The 19,527-nt window shown below is 62.7% G+C and carries 16 protein-coding genes and 2 pseudogenes; 9 read left to right on the forward strand and 9 right to left on the reverse strand.

Going from position 1 to position 19,527, the window contains the following annotated elements; translation table 11 throughout:
* Window positions 1-112: 112 nt before the first annotated feature.
* The 3 genes from ON20_RS27390 to ON20_RS27400 all read right to left on the reverse strand — a co-directional run bounded on the left by ON20_RS27390 (window position 113) and on the right by ON20_RS27400 (window position 4,373).
* Window positions 113-1,453, reverse strand: a complete 1,341-nt coding sequence (locus ON20_RS27390; RefSeq protein ID WP_040840337.1) for a cytochrome P450 — start codon at window positions 1,451-1,453, stop codon at window positions 113-115.
* The gene (locus ON20_RS36940; protein ID WP_157229062.1) at window positions 1,453-2,484 is read right to left on the reverse strand and encodes a terpene synthase family protein; all 1,032 of its coding nucleotides are present in this window, start codon (window positions 2,482-2,484) and stop codon (window positions 1,453-1,455) included. The genes ON20_RS27390 and ON20_RS36940 overlap by 1 nt, the downstream gene beginning before the upstream one ends.
* A 747-nt stretch (window positions 2,485-3,231) precedes the next feature.
* Window positions 3,232-4,373, reverse strand: a protein-coding gene (locus tag ON20_RS27400; RefSeq protein WP_086009092.1) for an IS3 family transposase whose coding sequence is annotated in 2 segments (ribosomal slippage) — window positions 3,232-4,106 and window positions 4,106-4,373 — 1,143 coding nt in all. Because the reading frame shifts where the segments join, the coding sequence is not laid out codon by codon here.
* Window positions 4,374-4,484: 111 nt separating this feature from the next.
* Between ON20_RS27400 and ON20_RS40045 the strand changes: the two genes are divergently transcribed.
* A complete protein-coding gene (locus ON20_RS40045; RefSeq protein WP_281032920.1) occupies window positions 4,485-4,613 on the forward strand; it encodes a hypothetical protein in 129 nt (42 codons plus the stop codon).
* Between the two features lie 166 nt (window positions 4,614-4,779).
* Here the strand turns inward: ON20_RS40045 and ON20_RS27410 are convergent.
* Both ON20_RS27410 and ON20_RS27415 read right to left on the reverse strand, forming a co-directional pair.
* Window positions 4,780-5,844: pseudogene (locus ON20_RS27410) on the reverse strand (IS110 family RNA-guided transposase).
* A gap of 486 nt (window positions 5,845-6,330) precedes the next feature.
* Window positions 6,331-6,948: a TetR/AcrR family transcriptional regulator gene (locus ON20_RS27415; protein ID WP_040840342.1), complete on the reverse strand. Its 618-nt coding sequence runs from the start codon at window positions 6,946-6,948 to the stop codon at window positions 6,331-6,333.
* 106 nt (window positions 6,949-7,054) lie between these two features.
* Between ON20_RS27415 and ON20_RS27420 the strand changes: the two genes are divergently transcribed.
* Together ON20_RS27420 and ON20_RS27425 are read left to right on the forward strand one after the other, a co-directional pair.
* Window positions 7,055-7,702 carry an FMN-dependent NADH-azoreductase gene (locus ON20_RS27420; protein ID WP_040840344.1) on the forward strand — a complete coding sequence of 216 codons (648 nt, stop codon included), beginning with the start codon at window positions 7,055-7,057 and terminating at the stop codon, window positions 7,700-7,702.
* On the forward strand, window positions 7,699-8,025 hold the full coding sequence (locus tag ON20_RS27425) for a DMT family transporter (RefSeq protein ID WP_245547525.1): 327 nt from the start codon (window positions 7,699-7,701) through the stop codon (window positions 8,023-8,025). The genes ON20_RS27420 and ON20_RS27425 overlap by 4 nt, the downstream gene beginning before the upstream one ends.
* Window positions 8,026-8,340: 315 nt before the next feature.
* Here ON20_RS27425 and ON20_RS38210 read toward each other — a convergent pair whose 3' ends face one another.
* The gene (locus tag ON20_RS38210) at window positions 8,341-8,910 is read right to left on the reverse strand and encodes a hypothetical protein (RefSeq protein WP_051163461.1); all 570 of its coding nucleotides are present in this window, start codon (window positions 8,908-8,910) and stop codon (window positions 8,341-8,343) included.
* A gap of 216 nt (window positions 8,911-9,126) precedes the next feature.
* Here ON20_RS38210 and ON20_RS27435 point away from each other — a divergent pair, with 216 nt between their 5' ends.
* A complete protein-coding gene (locus ON20_RS27435) occupies window positions 9,127-11,748 on the forward strand; it encodes an AAA family ATPase (RefSeq protein WP_368853942.1) in 2,622 nt (873 codons plus the stop codon).
* A gap of 403 nt (window positions 11,749-12,151) precedes the next feature.
* Here ON20_RS27435 and ON20_RS27440 read toward each other — a convergent pair whose 3' ends face one another.
* Window positions 12,152-13,519: an MFS transporter gene (locus tag ON20_RS27440; RefSeq protein WP_169332392.1), complete on the reverse strand. Its 1,368-nt coding sequence runs from the start codon at window positions 13,517-13,519 to the stop codon at window positions 12,152-12,154.
* Here ON20_RS27440 and ON20_RS36945 point away from each other — a divergent pair.
* Window positions 13,512-14,528 (forward strand): TetR/AcrR family transcriptional regulator, encoded by a 1,017-nt coding sequence (locus ON20_RS36945; protein WP_169332393.1) that lies wholly within the window; start codon window positions 13,512-13,514, stop codon window positions 14,526-14,528. The two genes, ON20_RS27440 and ON20_RS36945, sit on opposite strands and share 8 nt — an antisense overlap.
* Before the next feature lie 245 nt (window positions 14,529-14,773).
* Here ON20_RS36945 and ON20_RS27450 read toward each other — a convergent pair.
* Window positions 14,774-15,298: pseudogene (locus ON20_RS27450) on the reverse strand (DNA-directed RNA polymerase subunit beta); the annotation flags it as partial.
* A 270-nt stretch (window positions 15,299-15,568) separates the two neighbouring features.
* Between ON20_RS27450 and ON20_RS27455 the strand changes: the two are divergent.
* The 3 genes from ON20_RS27455 to ON20_RS27465 all read left to right on the forward strand — a co-directional run bounded on the left by ON20_RS27455 (window position 15,569) and on the right by ON20_RS27465 (window position 18,371).
* Complete coding sequence (locus tag ON20_RS27455; RefSeq protein WP_051163467.1) at window positions 15,569-16,627, forward strand: type III polyketide synthase; 1,059 nt, start codon at window positions 15,569-15,571, stop codon at window positions 16,625-16,627.
* Between the two features lie 9 nt (window positions 16,628-16,636).
* Window positions 16,637-17,158, forward strand: a complete 522-nt coding sequence (locus ON20_RS27460; RefSeq protein WP_040840349.1) for a cupin domain-containing protein — start codon at window positions 16,637-16,639, stop codon at window positions 17,156-17,158.
* A gap of 442 nt (window positions 17,159-17,600) precedes the next feature.
* Window positions 17,601-18,371: a hypothetical protein gene (locus ON20_RS27465; protein ID WP_040840351.1), complete on the forward strand. Its 771-nt coding sequence runs from the start codon at window positions 17,601-17,603 to the stop codon at window positions 18,369-18,371.
* Window positions 18,372-18,494: 123 nt separating this feature from the next.
* On the opposite strand, the gene ON20_RS36950 is transcribed toward ON20_RS27465, so the two are convergent.
* Window positions 18,495-19,037: a hypothetical protein gene (locus ON20_RS36950; protein ID WP_157229066.1), complete on the reverse strand. Its 543-nt coding sequence runs from the start codon at window positions 19,035-19,037 to the stop codon at window positions 18,495-18,497.
* 211 nt (window positions 19,038-19,248) lie between these two features.
* Here ON20_RS36950 and ON20_RS27475 point away from each other — a divergent pair.
* The coding region (locus ON20_RS27475; RefSeq protein ID WP_040840356.1) for a transposase at window positions 19,249-19,527 on the forward strand (279 nt) is incomplete at its 3' end.

A 19,527-nucleotide genomic window follows, 5' to 3' on the forward strand; every position in this document is an offset into this window, starting at 1 on the left:
GTTGTATTTACAGTCCCCCGAGCGGTGGGCAAGGTCGACCGCGGTGCTACACAGCTCGGCTCAGGTATTGGCCAAGGTGGCTCGACACCATGGCGGACAGTCCAGGCGACCGTCACGGATTACGGCGGGCAGTCGCTCGCATACGCAGTTCGCGAGGATGCAGGGCAATCGCCAGTGCGGGCCTGGTGTCTTGATCGGGAAGCGTACGCAGGTTCCATCGAGCGGAGATGGTAGCCAGACCGAGTACCATCTCGATCTGGCTGAAAATATCACCGATGCATTTGCGGGCCCCGTCGCCGAAAGGGATGTAAGAGTCTCGCGGTAACTGATTCGCGGTCGTCGATTCCCACCGTCCGGGGTCGAAGCGATCGGGCTCGGGATACAGTGCCGGCAGGTGATGAAGCGTATAGGGGCTGAGTATGACCGCGGTGCCGCGCGGTAGATAATGACCGGAGAGCTCGATGTCCTCGGTGATCACTCGGGTCAGTAGCCAGGCTGGGGACTTCAGTCGCAGCGTCTCGGTGATTATGTTGGCGGTCAATCTCAGGCGGGGCAGGTCGGCATGTACCGCCGCGCGACCGGACAGGACGGTATCGGTCTCCGCGTGTAGTCGCTCGAGGATTTCAGGATGCTGGTCCAGTAGCCACAGGGCCCACGACAGCGTGCTGGCGGACGACTCGGTGCCGGCAATGAAGAACGTTGCCGCTTGGTCCATGATCTCGGTATCCGTCAGACCGGATCCATCCGCATCCCGGGCAGCCACCATGGCCGAGATCAAGTCGCCATGGTCGACGCCTTCGGTCCGACGATGCGCGACAATGCCGGCGAGAGCCGCGCGCAGCCGAGTGTTGGAGCGCCGGAAGGCTCGACCGCCGAATATGGGTAGGCGATGAAGGCTCGGCGGGATGAGGGCACGTGTCAGAAATCCCTCGCAGAGCGTTGTGACATCACCGATCATTTCACGTAGTTCGGCGTCCGGGATATCGTCGGAGAACAATGTTCTGATGACCGAGGCGGCCGTATACGCCTTCATCTCGGCATATACTTCGAGAATCTGCCCTTGCCGCCACGAGCCGGTGATCGCATCTATCTCCGCTGTCATTGCCTCCGCGTAATCGGGAAGCCGACTACGGTGGAATGCGGGTTGCAGCAGGCGCCGCTGACGTCGATGTGTGGAGTGTGGGCACGTGATCAGCCCGTCGCCGACTGCGGCTTTACTGCCGTCGTACAGTGGTCCGCCCCTGTCGAAGATGCGATCGTGGCGCAAGATATAGCGGGTCAGCTCCGGATCACACACTACGACGGATGATAGTGGACCGAGGCCGATACGCACAATCTCACCGTAATCGGGCATAGTCGATAAAAAGGTCAGTGGGTCGCGCAGTAGCGGCAGGAGGTGACCGATGAGCGGCAACCTACCCGGAGCAGCGGGGACGGCAGTCGAAGTGGGCATTATGCATCTCCCGGCGCGGTCGTGAGTCCCGACATATGACCCGAATCCGCAAGAAGAGCGTTTGCCTTGCCGTAGTAGCGGAGGATCTGCCCCTGCCAGTCCAGATTGGCGCCACACCATTCGAGTATTTCGTTGACATACCTGAATACCACGGACACCTCTGCTTCGTCGAGATCGAGAGCGGCCAATACATCCGAGAGTTCGTCACGTTTCGACAGGTATCGCTGGAGCTTTCTTTCGATCATGTCACCGACCTCGGTCAGCGATTGCTCGATACTCGACCCCAGCGCGGAGAGCAGCAGCACTATATTCGAAGTATCCCCCCGGTGCAGATCTTTCGGCACAGATGCGACATCGTTGCACAGTATTATTATGTCGGCGCCGAGATAGCGAAACTCATCGATGAATTCCAGACTGGCGACCACCTCCGGCAATTCGTATCCATGCGCTCGTTCCAACATGTCGAAACACGGGGCGGTCCCTATTATCCACCGACGTTTCAGTAGATACTCATCTGGAGTGATGGTCAAGCCACGCGATTGAACTATGGATTCCATCACATATCCCCACAGATAACGACACCATGTTTGTGCTGCGCGCGCCCGCCATGACTCGGACATTCCAGCTCGACTCTCTCGCCATACATCGGCGAAAGCACGCACGAGAGGAGGCGAATGAGCGTAATCCTCTGCGGAGCTGACGACGACGTCCACCATGGAGCGAATGAATCTCGCCCCTTCCGAGTACGCATTGTTCCAGTACACGCTCTCGAACGCGTCGTCAACCGCAAGATATATGTTCATCATCGAAAAAGCTAAATCCAGATCCGGCCCGTGCGCGTCAGGGTAGGAATAACTGACTATGCGGGCAGGATCCGCCTCGATGAACCGACGTCTGGTTATCGGATGATCCCAAACGCCATACCGTTTACACCACGACTCGACGAACTGCGGACCGCGATCTATTTCAGAATTGGTACGATGCGGAAGATTCGAGTATATAAACTTCGAATACGATTCATCGTAAATCATCACAACTCCTAACGGCCCGACACTTCTGCTTATCGGCGCTGCGTGGAGGTGCACCGAACGCGTGTGGAGGTACACTAGCGGCCAACTGTCCGGTTGGCTAGCTGGGCGGATAGAATTTTCAGCTCCAGTTCGCGCCGGTTCGATGGATCATGCTCGGATAGCTGCCGATTTGCGTCCGCCTTTCGTAGGACGTCGCGACGCTGGTGACCGCCGGGTCGCGGTAGCGGGGTTCGAAGTCGGATCGGAAACTGACAGCCGAGACCACGGCGTTGCGGGCAGGGGCAGCAATCCAGCCATCGCCGATAGTGTGGGCCGCGATCGAGATGTCCGAATTCTGCGGTCACCGACCGATGGGCAGCAGAGACCACCTCAACCCGTTCCGGGTGTCCGGATCGTCTCCGAGCCCGGCCGGCCATCGGCGGTGGCTGGATTGCCGCCCCTGTCCCGACAGCAGCGGAGTCTGTCGACTCGGCGAAGTCGGCCGACTGTCGGCTGTCGACGCTGGCATGCGACCAACGCCGTGTCACCCCGGCGCCGTGCCACTCCCGCGCAGGGTCACTCCCGCACGGTGTATAGCGGCACGTCCGGCGCCTGACCGCCCAGCTCCTGGATTGGCCTGATCGCCGTCCAGAACTCCGCGTCGGCGCTACTCGGCGTATTCCCCTCGTGAGATCGAATCCCCCACAGGCTGACCAGTCCCCGAAAACGCGACCACCCGGGAGTAGAGCCCGGGTTGTTTCGTCGGTTTCAGTTGATCCCGCAGTCCACCGGGTGGTGGGTGTGGGTGCAGGCCGCAGCGTACTCGGCCGGTGTCCGGTATCCGAGGGCTGAATGCCGGTGCCGTAGGTTGTGGTCGGATTTGAAGTCACCGATGACCACGCGGGCCTCGAGCAGAGAAGTCCAGTGGTTGCGGTTGAGGCACTCGGCACGCAACCTGCGGTTGAACGATTCGATGTAGCCGTTGTTCCAGGGTGTGCCCGGCGGAATGTAGGTGATCCCGACCTGGTCGGAGCAGAACCGTTGCAGTGCTTCGGAAATCATCTCCGGACCGTTGTCGCACCGCAGTACCCGCGGCGCACCCCGAACAGCGAACACCCGCGCGAGCTCGGCGACCAGTTTCTCGCCGGTGGTGGAGCGTTCCACCAGGTGCAGCAGCGACTCCCGGGTGTGTTCATCGACCATCGACGCGATTTTCACCGCCCGCCCGTCGACGGTGGAATCGAACTGGAAGTCCAACGCCCATACCGTCTTCGGTGCGTCCGCCTCGATCATCGGCACCGACGAGGACCCGGCGCGTTTGCGTCGGTGATGCACCCGCACCTGCAGGCCCTCCTCGCGCCACAGCCGGTGGACTCGTTTGCGGTTGACCCGGTGGCCTTCGTCGAACCGCAGTGCCGCCCAGGCCCGGCGGAACCCGTGGCAGGGGTTCTTGCGCGCATATTCGCGCAGCCAGGCCCTGGTGCGGGCGTCGGGATCGTCCGGGGTCTGGTCCAGTGGCAGCCGCCGGAAGGTGGACCGATGCAGCCCGACGACCTTGCAGGCGAACCGTTCGGACAGGCCCTTGACCCGCAAGAGCATATCCACCGCCCGCCGCTTGGCCGCCGGGCCTAAAATTTTCCCTTGGCGATCTCCCGCAGCGCGTCTTTCTCCAGCTCGGCATCGGCCAGCAGGCGCTTGGGCCTCGCGTTCTGCTCGCGCAGCTCCTCGAGTTCTTTGGCGGCGTCGGTGCCCATCCCGCCGTACCGGCGCCGCCAGTTATACAACGTTGCGGCCGATACCTGCAGGTCAGCGGCGATCTCATCGCCCGAAGCCCCAGCGGCGGCCAACTCGTCGACGCGGCGCAGCTTCCGCACGATCTCCTCTGCGGAATGCCGTTTCCGTCCTGCCATGGTTTTCAGTGTCCCTTCCAGCCCCTCACCAGGGCCAACAGGACTCTAGTTCCAGGCGGTCTCATCCACCGGGGACAGGCCAACTGGACCAGCCTGATCGAGGCCGGGGTCGTGATCGGGGATTTCAAGACCGAGCACAACCAACGGCACCGGCATTCCGCGCTGGGGTACCGGACTCCGGCCGAGTACGCTGCGGCCTGCACCTGCACCCACCACCCGGTGGCCTGCGGGATCGACTGAACACCAACCGAACGACCCGGACTCAATCACCGGGTGGACGCATTATCGGGGATCCGCCACCAGACGCACAGCCTTCTCACGAACCTCGGGCGGGTAACGCTTCGCCATGATGACCAACTTCCACAAAGACCGGAAGCGCCCCCAACCCGTGATACCTCTGTATTTGTCAAGCGGCGTCGGCGTGGTCGCCGGATGCGGTTCGGGTGAGACGTCTTTCGTCTCGGATCATGGTTCGCCGGCATAAAAGTCGGCCAAGCGTCGTTTGAGGAAGCGCTTGGCTTCCTTCGGAGTCTTTCCCTCGGCGATCTTCTTGTCGTAATAGACGCGTCCCCGACTGCCGCGCATCCGGATCTGGATCATTGCGATCGCGTGCAGGGCCGAGTTGAGTTCCCGATCGCCGTAGCGTGACAAGCGATGACGGGCCGAGTCGGCGCTGGCGATTTCGACTGGGGCGGCACCGGTGTAGTTGGCGTAGGCAGCCGCTGTCGGGAACCGACTCGCCCGGCTGGTCCGGCCGATGATGCGTGCAGCCATGACCGGGCCGATTCCGGGAATGTCGCGCAGGGTGGTGCCGTGCTGGTCGAGCAGTTGACTCATCGTCTCGGCATTCTCGGCGAGCTGAATGTCGAGGCGTTTGATGTCGGCGGCCAGGTCCTTGGCCAATGACCTCCGGACTCGATCGGTGTCGGTGATCGGGCGCAGGCCGCGGAGCATCTGAGCAGCCTTGACGGCGGTAAGGTCTGTCGGCGCCCCGCCGGGCAGCAGTTCGCGCAGCATCGCATGCAGCTGGTTGATCGAACGAGTTCTCTGCTCGGACAGATTTTTCCGACGTTCGTCGAGCAGCGCGAGCGAGTCGGCGTGGGTTTCCGCGAGCACTTGCCGGGCGTCGCCGTGCATCACCGCGACACCGGCCGCCGCAGCCGCATCGATACGGTCGTTCTTGCGGCGACCGCCCCGGGAGAGCTGACGCACTCTGGCTGTCGCGGGGCGGCGGCACGTCCACCACAACCTCGCCAATCGCGACCAACCACTGCGCCAGATGATGGCCGAGCCCTTCGGCGTTCTCCACTACCCACGTGCGTTCTGTCCAGTCCTGGGCCCAGGCCGGCAGCTTCCGATAACCGGCGTGACTGGCGTCGATGCGGACCGATCCGACGTCGGTGTTCGTCGACGGGTCGACAGCGGTCGCAGTATGGGTGGACTTGTGCGGATCGACGCCGATAAGCATCATCAGGTGTGGTTCCTCATCGCTTGTGGGAAGGGGAATCCACGGCCGACATGTCGACTTCGAGAACCTCTCACAGCAGCTTGTCGTCACACCTCTGTCGAGTCAGACCGTGAACGGAGACCGGACGGGACGACACATCACGGGCAAGTCAACCGCAAGGGCGACAGACGGTTCACGAGTCAGCCCGCCCGGTCTCCTACGGCACGCTACGGGGCAGCCGACCCCCACCGCGAACCGCTGCGATCAGATAAGTCAACGGTTCACTTTTCGCGAGAATGTTCCCCATGCCCGTCCTACCAGGGCATATGCCGAACTTCGGTAGTTTCTCGGCGATTACTACCGGGACCCTGGTCACTCGGAGGGTTGTCGGGCTGCGCTGACCTCGCCGTGCACGACAGCGAGGCTGACGCCAACTCCGGCCGAAGAAATGTTGGAAGGCGGCGGCGCAGGTTGCGATCACGCTGACGTCGCCGGGCTTGCCGGCGGCGGTCAAGCGCCTGCCGGCGTCGCGAGCACTGCCCGGGCCAGGCGCGCGAGCGCCGCCGCAATCTGGTCCGGGCTCAAGCCGCGTTTCCTCCGCTGGTGGGTGTAGACCTCCGACGCCAGCGGAGCCAGCAGCGTGTCCACCATTGCCGTGTCCGCGCTGCCCGCCTCGGCAAGCAAGGCACGGACGTGCGCCCACCAGAATCCGTACGCGCCCGACTCGAAGCGGCGCGCGCCGGTCTCCGCACCGAGCACCAGTGAGGTGTGCGCCTCCAACAGCTCAACCATCGCCGTGTAGAACGCGGCCAGCCGTTCCTCCGGTGGCGCACCGGGGCCGAGCGGCGGCTCCCCGCGCAGCAGTCGTTCTTGGAGCGCGCGCTCGTGTTCGTCCAGCAGCGCCAACGCGATCGACACCGTGTCCGGGTAGCGCCGGTAGAGCGTGCCGCGCCCGACGCCCGCCGTCTTGGCGATGTCGTCCATCGTGACCGAACGCGGGTCGCGTTCGGCGAACAGGCGCGACGCGGCAGCCAGCACCTTGGCGCGGTTGCGCGCCGCGTCCGCGCGTTCGCGGGGGCGGGCTTTCCCGGCGGGATGGCCCGTGAGCAGGTCGGTTCCCAGATCCATGTCGCGACTCTAACCGATTTCCGGAGAAAAGTGGACAGTATGCCCGGATGTGTTCTAGAGTCACGGAGCAGTTAACCGGACACATTGTCTACTTAAGGAGTCGTTGATGCCCAGCCTGCTCCACCTCGACGCCAGCGCCCGCCGCCAGTCCCTGAGCCGCCAGGTCGGCGCGGAGTTCGCCGCGTCCTGGCGGGCCGCCCACCCGGACGGCACCTACCGACACCGCGATCTGGCCGCCAACCCGGTGCCGCACATCACCGAGGCGTGGACCGAACTGTGCGACTTGGTGCTGGCAGAGGGGCTGCCACCGCTGGACCGACTCGGCGAGATCGTGCGTACCCCCGCTCAGCGCGCCGCCTGGGAGATCGTTGAACCGCTGCTGGACGAGCTACTCGCCGCCGACGTCGTGCTGATTGGCACGCCGATGTACAACTTCTCGATCCCGTCCGTGCTGAAGGCGTGGCTGGACCAGGTGACGTTCCCGAAGATGTCGTTGGCCCCACGCCGGTTCGTGGTTGCCACCGCGCGCGGCGGCGCGTACTCCCCCGGCGCGCCGAAGGCGAGGTTCGACTACCAGGAACGCTTCCTGCGCGACTTCTTCGCCGGGCACTACGCGGTCGAGGACACCGAGTTCGTCAACGCCGAACTCGGCAACTCCCGGACCGACCCCAACCTGGCCCACCTCCGCGCCGCCCACGACGAATCCCTCGCGGTCGCCCTCGACCGGGCCCGACTCCTCGGAAAGGAACTATGACCATGCCCTGGCTCATCCTCGCACTGGCCGGCCTGGTGGAGATCGCCTGGTCGCAGTCGATCAAGCCCACGCAGAACTTCACCCGCCCGCTGGCCACCCTGCTGTGCCTCGCGCTCATGATGCTGGCCGTGTTCCTGCTGTCGGTGGCGATGCAGTCGCTCCCGGTCGGCACCGCCTACGCTGTGTTCACCGGCATCGGCGCGGCGGGCGCCATCGCGCTCGGCATCGTCGTCCACCGCGACCCGATGTCCGTCGGCCGGGCGCTGGCGATGGCAATGATCATTGGCGGTGTGGTGCTGGCCCGTGTCACCAATCCCGAATGACCGGCTGTCCTCGACAACCCACGCAAATCCGGCCGCTACCAGGAGTTCGTGTGTCATCATCCCTATCGCCGTGTGTCTGTCCGTCATGCCCGCCTGGTGGTGTGCCGGAAGGGCACGCGGTTCGTGGTGTACCCATCGTCAATGACGGGTGCGCGGTGGGCACAGTTGGAGCGGCCGTTGCTGCCACCGGGCAGTACGGGGCCCCAGTAGTCGCGGGGGAAATTTTGGTCGGATTTCCCTGGCCTGTGCTAACGCGCGGGTTCGGCGTCGTTGTCGTCGGCCGGGGTACAGGGTTGAGGAATACAGGAACAGCCGTTATCGCTGAGATCGGTCTTGAACGGTTGGGTCTGGGTGGTGCTGCTGTGATGGGGTTTCATCGGGTTTGCGCAGCAAGCGCAGGACAGGCGCCGGGGATGGGCGCTGCCCCTTCTTCTTGCCCTTGGTGATCACGAGTCGGGCGGCGATGTCACGTAAGCTCTGCACCTGCTCACGCAGGTGCAGAGCCATGGACAGCATGTGGTCGTCGATGACGCCGGCACCGCCACTGGTCTTGCCGGAGGTCTTGGTGACCGGGGTGACGTCACATTCGGCGGCGGTTTGGTCGATGATGTCAACGTGGTCGAGGAGCGGACCGACCTCGGCGAGCAGCTGGGCCGGAAGTCCGGCGCGGAGGCACTGGTCGACGCGATGTTCGATCAGGGTTTCCAGGTCGGCGATAGCGGCTTGGATACCGCGCAGGAGCCGCACGTGGGTTCCGATCACCATGGCGGCCCGCAGTGTCGGTGGGCAGTTGGGCAGCCGGAACGGCAGCGGCGCGTAACCGGGCCGGCAGCTGCGCGGGGGTTTGCCGCCGCGGTAGGAGTGCCGGCGTAAGAATGCGGCCATCCGGTCCTCGCCGAGCCGGGCAGCAGATTGGGGCGGGAGGTAATCGACGAGCAAGGCCAAAGCGATGGGCGAGGCCGAGAAGCAAAACAGGTTTTCGGGCCTGGCCAATAGGTGTCCGGCATCCACCCCTCGGTATTGCCGGGCGGTGAGGCATGGCTGGACGGCGGCGAATCAAAGCGCCCAAGCTACCTGCGAGGACTATGATCCTATGGCGTGGTGGCCAAGAGTCGTGAGCGTGATGGTGGTCTACCCTCGACTACTGCCGGTTTCGTTGGTCGTGACCGTGAGCTGGAGATGACCAGCGCACTGTTACTGGGGTCGGCGCGGTTGATCACGTTGACCGGGGCGGGTGGGATCGGAAAGACGCGGTTGGCGGCCGAGGTTGTTCACCGACTCCATAAGGCCGGGGACACGCGGCCGTATTGGGTACGGTTGGCAAGGCTGGCCAGGGACTCGGACGCAGCGGCAGTGGAAGAGGAAATCGCCCGGTCGGTGGCCGAATCCGACTTCTCTGGGCGATCGGCATGGGAGATGTTGATCGACGTCTTCACCCGCATGGATGCGGGAGGGCACAACCGTCGGATCGTGCTGGTGCTCGACAACTGCGAGCATGTCCTCACCGGTGTCGCTATCGTGATCACCGAACTGCTCGGTGCGATACCCTGGCTGAGTGTGGTGGCGACCAGCCGCGAACCGATCGGCTGGGTCGATGAACGCCTCGTCGTGGTGCCGCCGCTGTCACGCCGGCATGCTGTGACCCTGTTTCGACAACGTGCTGAACTCACCGGCCGCCCCATCACCGGCAGAGACCAAATCACTACAGCCGCCAAGATCTGCCGCCACGTCCACAACCACCCACTGTATATCCAGCTGGCCGCTGCGCGACTATTTCACCAGCCCCTGACGATGGTTTTGCGTGGGCTCACCGGCCAGGGCGACGACACACGACTACGTTGGTCACACGGTCCCCGTTTCGGCACTGATGCGCGACATCGTGGGGTCAGCGATGTTATCACCTGGTCATATGAGTTGTGCAGCGACAAAGAACGCCTACTCTTCGACCGTATGTCGGTGTTCGCGACGGGCGATGACACCAACCCTGACGACACTCCCGGCATTGCCACAAGTACGGGAGCCGACCTGGACGCTATCGAAACCATCTGCTGTGACGAGGAAACCAGCGCAACAGAAGGCAAGAGCAGTGACGCGAGCGGAGGTCTGGCCCGGAAAGAGATCGAAGGCCTGCTCGAATGCCTTACTGATCGGTCCCTGGTCACGATACATATCACATCGACCACCGTGCGATATTCCCTGGTAGAAAGTCTTCGAGTGTTCGCGCAGTACCGACTGCGTCAACGCTCCACCGCCGACGTGGACGAACCCGCCCGACTGAGCGACCGACACCGCCGCTACTACCAAGACAAGCTCACCCATGCGGCAGAGAACTGGTTCACTTCTACGAATCAGGATTTGTGGGATTGGGCCCGAGCAGCCTGGGACAACATCTTGACCGCGATCGAGACAAGCATCACCGTCCCGGGTGAGGCCACTGTCGGTTTGGAGATCTGTGTCCAGCTGATCTCCATGCGAGTACCCTTCGCTCGAGGTACGGTGCGAGAAATTCGCCGGTGGACTGAACGTTGCCTCGACGCCAGCCGGGCATTGACTCCCCAACCCACCGGTCTCCAAATCACGGCCATGTCCGTCACCGCATGGCTCGCCCTGGTCCAAGGCCTTCCCGAAGAGGCGGAACGGATTCTCCAAGATTGCGTCGCCACCTGCCTCTCCGACCGAGATGCCAGACAGAACTGGCGACAGACACCCGAGAGCGATATCGGACTGCCCGCCCCCATCGAATACGCATGGGGTACCGAGCTGCTGATCGTCCGCCGCGACGCCCGCGCGATCACCGTCTTTACCCGCGCTCGAGACAAATTCGATGCTCTCGGCAATGACGGCTCCGCGTTGATGAGCGAAATGTACGCAGCAAAGGCCGCGGCCCTGCTCGGAACCGCGCAACAAGCCGATGAGCTCACACAGCACTACCTTGATCACGCCAACGCTTCCGGAGCCCTGTGGGCGATAGCCGACGCCAAACTCGCTCGGTCGATCGCCCTGACCAAACATGGCGACCCCTCAGAGGCCCTGGCCCTCGAACGAACCGTACTGGCAGATCAACTTCACACTCGCGATCAGTGGGTCGGACTATGGGCGGTGCACTATCGGATCTGGTCGTTGGCACGCATCATCACCGACTCGGTCACCGCCGGAAATACCGACCGCGGCACGCTCGTAGCGCCGGCCACCGAAATCGCTCAACTCGCCGGAGGAGTCCAGACGGAACTAACCAGGGTTGGTTTCCGCCTCGACAAGCTCGGACCCTTCGCCGACGAAACGACCGAGGCGGTCGCTGTTGCACGCAGGGTGCTCGGACCCGATGCCTTCACCGCGGAAGAAACCCGAGGATCGCGGCTTCGGCCCGAGCTCAATGAGGTACAGCGACTCGCGCTGGGCACACTAACCATCGAAAAAGCATCAGGAGACCACACCGGCGGCAAGGACCTCGCCTCACACTGGCATCAGCTGACTCCGGCCGAGCAGGATGTCGCTATCCTAGTGGCGGCCGGATGGACCAACGCCACGATAGCCGCACGCCGAGGAACCTCTGTCAAAACCGTCGACACACAAGTTGCCGCGATCCTCCAGAAACTGATAATCACCAACCGCGACGACATCATCGGATACATCCCCCGAAGCATCATCGACAAGGTCCGAACCGAAGCCATGCGCCGACCACGCCGACCCAGCAGGAAACTACCACAATCTCCATCCCGCTGAACCACCAGCTTTCGAATCGGTTCGCCTCACCGAGGCGAACCGTTGAATTTTGCCCCGGAGAGTCCGAAGACTCCCGACACGCCGCGATTCAGGTATTTCTACGGTAAGTTCATTGACATTGTCGAGAGGTGCCGAGTGTGGCCTGCAGTTCCTGGGCTTCAGGTATTTAATCGGAATTCCTCTCATGTTCGCAGTTCTGGCCACAGCCGCCAAGTACGAGCTGAAGTTGCGCGCCGAGCGTCAGGCCGAAGGCATCGCCGCCGCCGAACGCCGCGAAGCAGATGGCGCCATGCTCCCTGGCAAGAAAAGATGGGCCGCTCCACCGTCATCGACCCTGCCGCTTGACCCAGGGCCCCGGTGCGTCATTGCGGCACCGGGGTTGGGTGTTGGAGTACGGGATGCTCTAGTAGAGCTCGTTTTCCGGGCGGGCGATCTTCGGGACTAGGAAGGCGGCCGCGAAGGTGGCGAACAGGGCGGTGCCCGCGATCCAGTACGTGGTTTGCGCCGCGTGGAAGGTCCCATGGTGCGCCGCCTGGTCGAAGAACAGCGTGCCGAGCACCGCCACGCCGATCCCGCCACCGAACTGGTTGAACGAGTTGACCAGACCGGATGCCGAACCGATCTCATGGTCGTCGACAGCCGCGAGGATGACGCCGAAGATCGGGGCGAAGCAGAGGCCGACACCGAAACCGCCGATCACGAGCGACGGAGCGATGGTCCAGCTGCTCAAGTCTGCGCCGAAGTGTTGGACGGTCAGCGCCGAGGCCGCCATACCGATCGCCATGACCGAGAGCCCGGCCTGCAACACGCGCCGCGGGTGGGTCTGCGCGAACTTCTGTGCCACGCCCATGCTGATCATCGTGCCCAGGACGAACCACAACTGGGTCAAACCGGCGTGCAGCGGGCTGAAACCGAGACTGATCTGGAGTAGCAGGGTGCCGATGACGCTCGTGCCGACGAAACCAGCGTTGAACAGCAGGGTAACGATGAGTCCTGCGTTGAAGGCACGCTTGCGAAGGATCGTCAGCTCGACGAACGGATCACGGCCTGTCCGCAGGCGTATCAGCTGGTGCAGGACGAAGACGCCGAGTGCGAGCAGTGACGAACCCATCATGATCCAGGTCCACGGAGCCCAGTCCGCTTCGCGACCTTGCACGATCGGATAGGTGAGCAGGAACAGGATCGTCGATGCGAGGATGAGCCCGACGACGTCCAGTTTCGGTGCCGTGCTGGTCTTTTGCTCATCACGCGGCAGATACATGACTGCACCGAGCAGAGCGAGCAAGCCGACCGGCAGGTTGACCAAGAAAATGGACCGCCACCCGAGGTCGTCGACCAGCAGGCCACCGATGATGGGGCCGAGCATCGCGCTCATGCCCATGACCGGACCCATCATCGTGAAGGCCTTGCCGACCTGATCCCTCGGGAAGACCGCGCGGATCATGCCCAAGCCCTGCGGAATCATCATGGCCGCGAAGCCACCCTGGATCACGCGGGAACCGATCAGCATTCCGGCCGACAGGGCCGCCGCGCACAACAGCGACGATGCGGTGAAGCCGGCCAGGCCGATGACGAACACCTTCCGGCGACCGAAGACGTCTCCGAGGCGTCCGCCCGCGATCAGCATGACGGAAAACGTCAGCGTGTAGGCGGCGATCATCCACTGCAGCGACGCGCTCGATGCGTGGAAACTGCGCTGTATCGACGGTCCTGCGATGTTCGTGACAGTGGCGTCGAGCAGGTCCATCACGGATGCGCCGATCGTGATCAAGGCGACCATCCAGGCTGCCTTGGAGATCTTCTCCGGTTCTCTGTCGGGCGGTACGGCGGGGTTGCTCGAGGTGCGGGTAGTGGTGGGCTCCAGTGTGGACATTCGGGCCTCCGTAGCGAACATCGTTTATAGACTTGAACATTGTTCTATTCAAGAACGGCGTTCGTGTCAAGTGCAACGTTCTTTTTACGAACGAGGTCCGCTCGGAGTACCCTGTTCAAAGGAGGTGAGAGGCGTGAGCAGCGCAGAAGACCTGAGCAAGGCGGTCCCGCCCGCTCCGTGGCGTCGGCCGCGGGCCAAGACGAGAGTGCGCGAGCCACTGTCGCCGGAGCGGATCGTCGACGCGGCCATGAAGATCGTCGATGCCGAGGGCCTGGACGCGCTGTCCATGCGTCGCCTCGGCGACGAGTTGAACACCACGGCTTCTGCTCTGTACGCGCACGTCGCGGACAAGGACGAGCTGCTCGACTTTATGTTCGACCAGTTCATGAGCGAACTGGAGATCCCGGAGTTCGACCCGGTGAACTGGCGTGAGCAGCTGAAAGAGTTCGCCCGACAGTGTCGTAGAACCATGGCGAGCCACCGGGACTTCGCACGGGCGACGATGGCACGGGCGCCGTTTGGTCCGAACGGCCTCGTCATGACCGAGAAGATGTTGGCGTTCCTGCGCCCGACCGGACTCCCGGATGAAATCGCGGTCTACATCGGTGACCTGTTCGGCTCTTTCGTCGCCACCCGGGTTATCGAGTCACAGATGTACACACAGATGGCCGCCGAGGGGCATGATCCGATGGAGGCCGCGCGGGACATCAAGGCCTACATCGAGAGCCTGCCGAAGGATCTGTTCCCCAACCTCATCGCAGTGACCGGACCCATGTTCGAGACCGACGGCAGCGGCCAGTACGACCGGTTCGAGCTCGGCCTGGAGATCCTGATGCGTGGTATCGAGTCGTACCTGCCTGCAGCGGCGAAGGACTCGGGCGCGGGGGCCCGCGAATACAAGTCCTGATCTCATTCGCAGCCGTCCAGCAGAAGCGCTATGGCGGAAACACCACAAGCCGAATCCGCTGGATACGGACCGACCCTACGAGGTCAGGCCGGCCCGGCCCGAACCCCGCGGTTCGGGCCGGGCCACTTCGCTTCATTGCATGGACACCATCCGGATGGCACGGAATCATCGCCGTGGACGAGGTAGTCGACCTCGTCGGTCACCTTGCCGTCGATCACTCTGCGGTACGGGATCTCGACGAATCCGAGTGGGCCGACGGTGCGCACCCGACGGTTGCCGATATGGTCGATATCGTCGATCTCGACCGACACCTCGACACCACCCGGGGCGGTCATCATCTTGTCACCCGCGTGCAGCCGCAGCAGGTATTCGATGATCGTGATGATGTCTTCCCCGGTGAGCACCCGTGGCCCCGCGACCTTGGCGGTGTGCAGGCCGAGCTTCTTGTCGAGCTTGTAGCGGCCGACACGCGCCAGGTCGTAGCGCTTCTCCTTGAAGAACAGGTTCTCCAACAGGGTCTGCGCCGACTCCTTGGTCGGCAGCTCACCCGGACGCAGCTTGCGGTAGATGTCGAGCAGCGCCTCGTCCTGGCCCGCGGTGTTGTCCCTCTCCAGGGTGGACATCATGCTGCCGGAGAAGCCGAACCTTTCGGCGATCTGCGTGTCGGTCCAGTCGAGCGCCTCGAGCAGGACTGTCGCGGGTTGCCGGCGCTTGCGGTCGATGCGAACACCGACGGCGTCGCGCTTATCAACGGTGAGGTAGGCGAGCAGACCGAGTAGGAATTCCTAACAAGCTTTCCGGCTCGCAACCGAGAGCATATCTGTCGGCGAACCGACGGCGGAAAGGATCTCGGCATCATGCCCCCTGCGGATCGGTCTGCCTCAACCCTCACAACCGTGGACCACCAATAGGAACTATACCGATTACCATATCGTGAGGAATCCGTCAATATAGGGATATCCCTACTTGGAAAATTGGGCTCGCGGACTCACAGTAGGCTGACCGCCACACGGCGATCTCTTTGAATCCCGGAGTTCCTAATGGTCGTTCTGTACAAACCCGCTACCTTATTTCCCGAAAATCTCGTTACGAGCGAGCAGACGCTTGAAATTGCTAAAAGGTTACATGCCGACCACCCAGATCTCCCGTTGGTACTCCAGCTGATTCGTAATACTGGAGTGGAAGTTCGTAATATTGTACAGTCGCTCGAGAACACCTTGGAGCATCCAGGCTTCGAGAAACGGAACAAAATTCATGAGGACGTAGCAAAGCGGCTTGTGCCACAGGTCGTGGATACCGCCATTCGCAATGCCGGCCTGACCGTATCCGATATCGACTGCATCATCTACGTTTCTTGCACCGGATTCATGATGCCGTCCATGACGGCCTGGATGATCAATGAACTCGGATTCAGTTTCCGAACGGTGCAGATTCCTATTGCGCAACTGGGGTGCGCGGGCGGCGGCGCGGCGATCGCGCGGGCCGCCGACTATTGCCGTGCCCACCCGGGATCGAATGTGCTGATAGTCTCCTGCGAGTTCTGTTCGCTGTGCTACCAGCCGACCGATGTGGAAATAGGGTCGCTACTGTCGAACGGGCTGTTCGGGGACGCCACAGCGGCGGTGGTGGTGACCGACGAGGCAAAACCTCGCGGCGCCTCTCTCCAGCTGATCGGGAACGCCTCCTACATCATTCCGGGCACGACGGACTGGATATCATATGCCGTACGATCCACCGGATTCCATTTCCAACTTGACCGCAGAGTTCCGGGAACGATGGAACCGCTGGCGCCCGTACTACGCGAGGTGGCCGGTGAACACGGACTCGATGCATCCAATCTGGACTTCTATATAATCCATGCCGGTGGACCGCGCATTCTCGATGATCTCTCGAAATTTCTCTACGTTGAACCCGAGAAATTCTCTTACAGCCGTCGGACGCTCACCCGCCATGGAAATATTGCCAGCGCGGTGGTCCTCGATGCCATGAGAAGACTCTTCGACGATCCACAGACGATCAAGAAAGGACATGGAATCATCGCCGGTTTCGGCCCCGGCATAACGGCGGAAATTTCGATTGCTCGATGGTATGAAGGATAGGGAGAGAAGGTGACCGACGGGCTACTGCTGCCACCCGGAGGTGGAGCCGAGGTGCGGCCGGCGATGACGATGAAGGTCGGGGCCGAGCATTCCGATACTTGGTCGGTATTCGAAACAGTGGTTCCACCCGGGTTCGATGTGGGTGCGCACTGGCATGGACAGGCCGAAGAGTTCTTCTACGTTCTCGATGGAGAACTCGACCTGCTGGCATTCCATCCCACGGCCCAGACGACCGGCGACTGGCGGAAGTGGGAAGCCCGAGACGGGACCACGGTACTCCGTGGCGGACCGGGCAGTTTCCTGCACGTGCCCGCCGGATGCCCGCACGCGTTCTGTAATCCGGGAAACGAGCCGGCTCGAATGCTGGTCACCGTGAGCCCATCGGGTCACGAGAAGTACCTCAAGGAGCTTGCCGAATTGCTCGCTTCGGGATCGTCCACTCCCGACGATGTGGTGCAACTGCGGCTGCGTTACGACATTCACCAGATGACACCGTTGCGGGACCCGACCGTGAACCCTGGCGCTCAATAATTGGGTGGCCGAGAGCTATGCGCCTGTGCAGAGGTGCTGCGCGTAACCCGGGTATGAGCCCGTGTGGGTGAGGGTGATGGGACCTCGCCGTGGCGGGTGCTGCGACCCGGCGGGATTGTGGTCGACCCCGGCGGTATCGAGCAACCACCACAGCGGTGCGTCCACGCCCAAGACCGAACACCAGGGTGTGCCGCAGCCAACGCGACCGGTGTCCAGGCCGAGCAGCTGCGGTCAGGACGGTCTCAGGCAGGAGCGCAGACCATCGCCATATTCGGAGCCAGTCGTCCGGGATTTGATGTTCATCTGCTGGCTGTGGTGACGGTGATCCGCATGCTTCGACCCACGGTCGAAGGTCTTCTGAGGAGGGGTTTCGGGCCATGATGCTCTCCACCAGATCGAGGTCCTCGGCTGTGGTGAGCGCGTGCTTAATTCGGCTTGCGATATGGTCGATTGCATCGGCTACAGGTCGGTCGTCGGCAGCGGCCAGGACTCGGCTGCGCAAACGGTCACCGACCTCACCTCGCATCTCCCGTACCCAACTCCATTGCTCATCGAACGGCACATTCCACTGTTGCGCGATGGAGATCAGACGCGACAGGTAGTGGGCAAGCAGCAGCAACGGATGCGGGTTGTCACTCAGGTCCACATCGAGCGCTTCAACACCGAGCCATACGTAACCCGTCTGGCTCGTGCGGGCGAGTCGCCTGGTCTTTCCGGCCAGCATCCGTGTCCGGTCGATGATGTTGCCCTCGGTGGCGCCCCCGACCAAGAGATCGAGAAGTTGGATAGCGTCGTGGCGGGTCGCCCTCGAGTCGTTGACATAGCTCAGGACGGCGTCCGCGACATCGGCTACCACGGGGTCGTGTGGCTCTGCGTTGCGCATCGCATGTGCGGCCGGCGACCGGCTATTTCGCATTTCTCTGTCCAGGCGCACGACTTTCGTCACGATCCCAAAGCCCGCCGCACCCAACTGAACAGCAACTCGCAGCACGTCGAACCGTGCCGAAGCTCGCTTCTCTGGAGCTATCGTTGCGATGTCGACCAGGATCAGATCCAGCAATTCCGCCACCCTCACGGGAGCGGTCTGCCCGAGGCCAGAAGTCAACGCAGTGCCCGGCCACGCCGAATCAGTGCGCGGCACCTGCACAACGCCCGCAGCATGCAACGGAATCAACCAGGAAGAATCCCGCACCGAACGGAGAAACAATCGTAGAAGGTGATCATTTGCGGCGAGGCTTGCCAACCGCTCGACCTGAGCGTCGGACACCCAAGGCTCCGCCGCCAACTCGAGGATCGCGTCAACAACTTCGTCCGGTGGATTGAAAACGCGACTGAATCATGAGACTGTGCGATCGAAGAGCAGGCCCACCTCCTCTGACGACAACTCCTCATGCACACCGTCATTGGCGATCTCACGCAGATCCTGATACTCCGCGATGGGGTCGGCCAGCCCTTCGCGAGGATCAATGCCTGCACGGCGGCGCAAGTGCGCGAGGAGCTTCAGAGAGTAACTGGTTGCACGCGACTCGCCCGATGACACGTCACGCAAGACGGACTCCAGCGCGAGGAGCGCGGCATCGCGGTCCGCGCCCGGAACTGCAGTTTGCGTCTCGTACACGCGCCACGCAGTCAGGACGGCCCGCAATCCGCCTTCAGCAGGATCGTGCCCTTCGACGACGTGGTTCAACGCCTCACGCAGATTGTAGGCAGCACTCGCAGATAGCCGGAGTCCACGACTGTCGGAACCGATCTGCTTCAAGAACGTCAGAGCCGTGCGTAGACAACCAAGCACCTTCTCCGTTCGCGCATCGCCGACCTCTGCCCGAAGTCGTTGCACAACGGAAGGGGCAAGGTCGAGGGCCAGTTCGTCGTCAGCCACTCCGCGCTCTCGTCTTGCAGACGTACTGTTGTATCGCAGAAGATACAGTTCCGATACAGATCGCGGTGCAGGGAATTGCCCAACCCGCGCACGCTATAGCGTCACTGCCAAATCCGGAACTTGCCAGCTCCGGTGACCTGACCCCGTGAGGTCGGTCCATCGGCTGTGTGGGTCTTGCGGCCCACGTTGTGGGCGGGAAGGCTCGATGGCGATGACCACGAGGAAGAGACACACCCCTGAGCAGGTCGTGCGCAAGTTGACCGAGGCCGATCGGCTGCTCGGCGAGGGCAAGGACGTCGCGGATGTGTGCCGGGCGTTGCAGATCACCGAAGCCACCTACTACCGGTGGCGTAACCAGTTCGGCGGACTGAAGGCCGACGACGCCAAGCGGTTGAAAGACCTCGAACGCGAGAACACCACGCTCGAGCGGCTTTTGGCCGAAGCGGAGTTGGAGAAGGCGGCATTGAAGGAGATCGCCAAGGCAAACTTC

Origin of the sequence: Nocardia brevicatena NBRC 12119, from assembly GCF_000308495.1 — a bacterium.
Classification (GTDB): domain Bacteria; phylum Actinomycetota; class Actinomycetes; order Mycobacteriales; family Mycobacteriaceae; genus Nocardia; species Nocardia brevicatena.